Source organism: Psychromonas sp., assembly GCF_047632955.1.
In the GTDB taxonomy this organism is placed as follows: Bacteria; Pseudomonadota; Gammaproteobacteria; order Enterobacterales; family Psychromonadaceae; genus Psychromonas.
Genome location: NZ_JBLIED010000083.1, coordinates 1 through 5,350, shown reverse-complemented (window position 1 = coordinate 5,350; position 5,350 = coordinate 1). Strand labels below are relative to the sequence as shown.

General features: G+C 39.2%; 4 protein-coding genes and 1 pseudogene. All 5 read right to left on the bottom strand.

Going from position 1 to position 5,350, the window contains the following annotated elements:
- Nucleotides 1-235 (bottom strand): phosphate ABC transporter permease family protein (locus ACJAZP_RS19780; protein ID WP_415232457.1); only part of this gene is annotated, 235 nt, incomplete at its 3' end.
- A 376-nt stretch (nt 236-611) separates the two neighbouring features.
- Nucleotides 612-746, bottom strand: a pseudogene (locus tag ACJAZP_RS19775) (type II toxin-antitoxin system VapB family antitoxin); the annotation flags it as partial.
- Nucleotides 747-772: 26 nt separating this feature from the next.
- Nucleotides 773-2,164 carry a putative 2OG-Fe(II) oxygenase gene (locus ACJAZP_RS19770; protein WP_415232456.1) on the bottom strand — a complete coding sequence of 464 codons (1,392 nt, stop codon included), beginning with the start codon at nt 2,162-2,164 and terminating at the stop codon, nt 773-775.
- Between the two features lie 504 nt (nt 2,165-2,668).
- A complete protein-coding gene (locus ACJAZP_RS19765; protein WP_415232455.1) occupies nt 2,669-3,073 on the bottom strand; it encodes a hypothetical protein in 405 nt (134 codons plus the stop codon).
- Nucleotides 3,074-3,400: 327 nt separating this feature from the next.
- On the bottom strand, nt 3,401-4,441 hold the full coding sequence (locus ACJAZP_RS19760; protein WP_415232454.1) for a porin: 1,041 nt from the start codon (nt 4,439-4,441) through the stop codon (nt 3,401-3,403).
- Nucleotides 4,442-5,350 lie beyond the last annotated feature (909 nt).

Genomic DNA, 5,350 nt, shown 5'->3' with positions numbered 1-5,350 from the left:
ACTGAATAATAATTTGGCGAATGACGCTGTCGTCGAAGGCAGTCCACATTGCCAGCAATATCAAACAGGGAATCAAACACCACAAAGCCGCTTGCGCGCCGTAATACAAAGGCAGTGAATGCAGATGACGAATACCCCCTAAATTATCGGCTAATGCTAACGAGCGACTTCGACCTAGAATATAGGTAGCCGTAGCACCGATCATAATAATTACAAAAAGAGCAGATAAACTCATAAGCTTTAAACGTCACCTAATAATGATCACTAAGACACAAGCCTGATTGTTCAATAGTTGTTGTGACTAACTATGTTAAAAAATCTTGTTAATTCAACAAATATTACAGATTTTAGATTTGCAAATTATAAAAGACAATGATGACAGTTTTGTTACAAACAACCAATTACAAACTTACTTTTTTTCAAATAAGTTGTTTTTATGATATTTGGATTGTTTCATCTTTGTTGAAACTACAAGCGAAGCTCGAGTATAAATTCTAGTTGTTAACTTCTAAGGTTAAGTACTTCAGTAAAAAGTACTAATTTCGGACTTTTGTGTCTATATTATTGTTTAACATCAAATATTCTATGTAGTTACTTTTATTTACTAAGCATTAAACTGATGACCTCATGTCTGCTAAATCTCCGTACCCCTTTAGCTTGCCTCTTAGTTCTTTTAATGAGGTCTGTTTTCTAAGCTTAATGAGTGTTCTTAATCCCTCTTCCACTACCTCTCTTTCTGTTTGTAATCCTGTTAGTTTACATGGTTAATAAGCTATAAAAAATCATCCGTACGGAAATCAAATGCAATGGTGATGCGTTCATGTTGGCTTTCGAAGGGAATGGTTCTGTGATAAAAATATGATGGAAATAACACTAATGTGCCTTCTCTGGGGTCAATAATTTTTATTTGTCCTTGGTCTCCATCGGGGTAAAAGTAAGGCGCCCTACCGAATTCAATACTGCCCGCATGCTTATCTCTGTTGCTGGGTAAGTTGACATAGTAAACGCCACTAATCCATGCAGTATCATGAATATGCCCTGTCTGATAACCTTGATTACTTAGTTTAGTGACCCAACCACTAATGGCTAACTCAGAAATGCTAGGCAGATGATTCATCCAAGGATGGTCCAACTCAATACTATTTATCTTTTTTCGATAATCAGTAACTGCTTTATGTATTTGATCAGATAAGTATTTAAGCGGCCCTTTTGGGTTAACAAAAACCCCGTCATTACTGGTACTTCCGAGATGACATGTATGGCTCACCCCTGAGAAATCTAAATTTGCATGATGATTCACATGTTTAATAATAGCTTGGTTAAATTCAGCCATAGTGCCATACCCATCAGGCGGGTCGATTTGAGTCACAGCTAAGAGCTCGTCGATATTAAACAGGCTATTAGCTGATGACCGTTCATCGTTACCTGATAGTGCCACCGTTTTTTCTGACAGCAAGCGCCTGTCTTTGGGTCGCTTATCAAGCCCAAGCTCACAAACCTTTAGTGCCGATGCATAATCACCAGACATTATTTTTGCTGCGGCTAATGCTCTAAGTCCTTGCGGGGAGGCCTGAGTGACTTCGACTAAACGCTCTGCCGCTTTAAGACTTGCTTCAGGACGCTTTAGTCTTTTGTTGGCGTGGGCAAGTTGATCTAAGGTTAAAGCCACATCAGGCTGCATCATTAATAGTTTTTCTAATTGCACAGCGGCTTCCTCGAAATCACCTATTTCATAGAGTAAATTGCCTAAACTAGCGTGCAACTGGATATCACCGGGAGACAACTCAGCGGCTTTTTTATACGCCGCTATCGTGGCAGGGAAATTATGTTTACGTTTTAGGGCAGTGCCTAAATTGTAGTGTGCATTCGCATCATTTGGGTTATCTGTCACCGCAGACTGGTATAGCGCTATGGCGGTGTCTATTTTTTTAGGCTGCATTTGTAGTGCAGCAGCCAAACGCATGAGTAACATACTGTTTTTTGGCGCCGACCTGAGAGCTAGTTGATACGATTTTTCTGCTTTGGATGGGTGATTAGATTGCATGTAAATATCACCTTCCATCACTTGCACATCGGTATTTTTAGGGTTTCTTTTATTGGCTTTTTTCAGTGCATTAATGGCTAGACTGTACCTGCCCTCGGCTACTTCAATTTGGGCAAGCAAAACACAAGGCTCAATATTTTTAGGGAATATCTTGATCAGCTGTGAACACAAATCAATAGCATCATTTATTTTTTCTGTGCTAGCAGACGTTGAACATTGTTAATCTGGTGATGCAAATCGTGATTCATAATGTCAATCTCTCGTGTCAATTTAACGCATTAAGGTAGGCCGTCAACTCAAACATTTGTGAGTTATTAGTCGTCATTACAGTGTTGATTTAATGATAGCTTATCCGGTGTTTTTAATTTCAGCTATACAAGACATCTTATTGTATGTGGCTACAATTTTTGACTTATTAGTTTACGAACGGAAATGCTCTCTTAGATAGGAGAGAATTATAGATGGGCTAGACAAAAGCTGAGTTGTGATTAGATATTTTCAGTAAACAAATAAAACGTTATTAAATTTAGATTAGCTTTAACTTTGATGGGTCGTTTTAAATCTGTAACGAGATCCGCCCTTCATCTTGAACTTCTACCTAGCTATCATTTTTATCTTTTATCGCTATTTTTCAGCTTTTAGCCGCAAAAAGTCTTGATAATCTAACCAATCCTGATATTCGATAGAACCCACTTCTTGGGCGCGGCGCCAGGCTTTGAAGCGTTCAAACTCCTCAAAACTGTCTAGATCAATCGCAGGAATATCGACGTCAGAGCCGGTAACGGTAATATCACGGCTACGATTCTTATTCTTTTTCTCTGGATCAAAAAAATCTGATACCGAAAACTCGCCAGTTTTTCCAGTAAAAAGACCTGGGCCTGTTGGCACGTCGGGTTCGACCTGCTCGGGCACAGGACCTATTTTAGGTGCCGCACAAGCCGATAAGAATATAAAAAATACAAAGATCGTTACTTTGGCTGTTGCTTTAACGGTGGTATTAAATACAGTGTTTAAATTAAAAGAACTCATAGTGACCATTGTGTAAGTAGTTAATGTGTAATAATTTTCGACTTGGTAAATTTTGAATTGTCAAAATATTGACAATAGGCAATATGCCATAAATCGTCTATATCCATCTGAAGTACAATTACGAAATATAACCTATGATTAACTTGCCCGCATAAGTCAACCTAGTTCTTAGTTTACTCTCCTGCCTTAAAAAAATATATTGATAACTCTTTATTGCTAAAAATTTTACTCGCGCAAACTAACAGGCCCGACTTTATCATCGCCCATAAAAAAACGCGCTATCGACAGATAACGCGTTTTAGATTGAACGATTAAGCTAAGAAAAACTTAAAACTTAACACGAGCACCCATTAAGAATGCATTTTCATCAAGCGCGCCGTCATTTGCTTGTGCATTACGTGCACCAGCATACAATTCAACACCTTTAGTTGGGGTATAAACAAAGTTTAGACCTGTAGTTTCAGCATCAACGCTTTTAGTATCAGTTTCTGAAATTCCATGGTCAATAGCTACAGCATATGGACCTACTTTATATCCTAAGAAAAACCGCACCTGCTCAAAATCGTCTGATACTGCACCAACTTGTTTTTCTGATGTTACGTATTGAACAGCAGCATTAAAACCACTCATTTGACCTGCTATCGATGCTGCAACCACATCGCTGTCATCTGCTTCTGCCGAGATGAATCCAACACTAGCGACAATGTTTGACATCGCATAACGAGCTGAAACAGAAACATCGTTACCGGTGTCGTTTCCGCTAACAGCAGCTTTTTTAAGAGTAGCAGAATTACCCACAACTGTCGCATTGGTATATACAGCACCTGAACCTTCAGAATCGTTTATAGATACAGCTAATGCTAGATTACCAATTTTTGGAGCATCATAACGTAAGCGCTCTGTACGACCTGGATCAGCATAAATATTGTCAGCTAAATCGCCACCAAGTTCCCAAGAGCTTAAGTCACCAGATGTTAAATAGGTGCCACTGAAATTTTCTTCAGATGCGCCATCACCAGCAATTGAACCTTGGCCTAAAGTCAGTTTACCTAAGGCACCTGAAACATAAACTTCGTTCTGGCGCTTGTTTAATGCGTTTGCACGATCGGGCTCGCCTAGGCCTAGCTCAATTTTTGCTCCGTAAGTGATACCATTTGCTTCAGTTGAAGAAAGGATGCGGAAACGAGATTCAGAACTAGCAGCTGTACCAACTGTTAAATCTTCGTTACCCTGAGCAGTTGAAACACCGCCAGATTGAAAATCTTCAAGCATACCGGCTTTGTAGTTAACGTGGCCAGAAACGCTCATGTCTGCAACTGCAGTCATAGATGCAGCTGTTAAAGCAACTGCTAATAATGTCTTCTTCATGAATTTGCCCCTTAAATATTATTAATGATTGAAATGAAGAGACGTTTTTATAAAGGGATGAGCGGAATATGTCAAACACTTTCTAGGAATGGGTCATAAGGTGTTGATTAAGTATCAAATTTGGTTAAAATTTAACCGGAATGGTTAATAATTAACCTTTTTTGGTGGTTATAAAACGCACAAAAAAACTGCCCCCCGACATTGTCAGGGGTTGGCAAGGGGGGGGCAAAATATTATAAGGGCACTACTACGACTTAGCTCTGTATTAAAAGTTCAATTAAAATTCATTTATTTTTAAGTTTTTTTAACAATGCTTAGTCATGCTTTACTCTGCTGGTATTTCAATTAGATTGAATTATCAGAGTGTTTTTCAAATTTAATATTTTAAACAGTAGGTTAGAGGTTACTGTTAATGTACTTTATAAGAAATTGACGACCATAGCTTGTTGACGCGCGCTATGGGTTTATTTAACAACTCGGGCACATCACCTCTCTAATGTTAGATTGCCAAGGTCACCCAGTGACGATAGCTTTAGGTTGCCTTAGGCGGCAGGTCTCGATTTCAGGGTTTTGTTTGCCCAAACCTCTCTTAGCTTCGAGTGGCTACGCCGTATTTATCGGCCTAAAGCGTTAATAATTACTATTAGGGCCGGGGTCGCCCGGCCTCCAATGTCAAAATATAACCAATGCTTCGCAATAGCAAAACAAGCCCAAAGCTAATGCAAAAAAACACCAATACTTTGGAATAGTAAAATCACCCCCCTTAGTGCGCTTCATCCCAGTTATTGCCCATGGCGCCTTCAACCAATAAAGGCACCGCAAGGCTCGCGGCATTTTGCATTTTTTCACATAGTAGTGGCAATAATTCATCTGCTTGATTTGCAGCAACTTCTAATACCAATTCATCGT

Bases quoted from the DNA above. Each gene is read 5' to 3' on its own strand.
- ACJAZP_RS19765 (WP_415232455.1), bottom strand. From the start codon at position 3,073: ATGAGTTCTTTTAATTTAAACACTGTATTTAATACCACCGTTAAAGCA.
- ACJAZP_RS19760 (WP_415232454.1), bottom strand. From the start codon at position 4,441: ATGAAGAAGACATTATTAGCAGTTGCTTTAACAGCTGCATCTATGACT.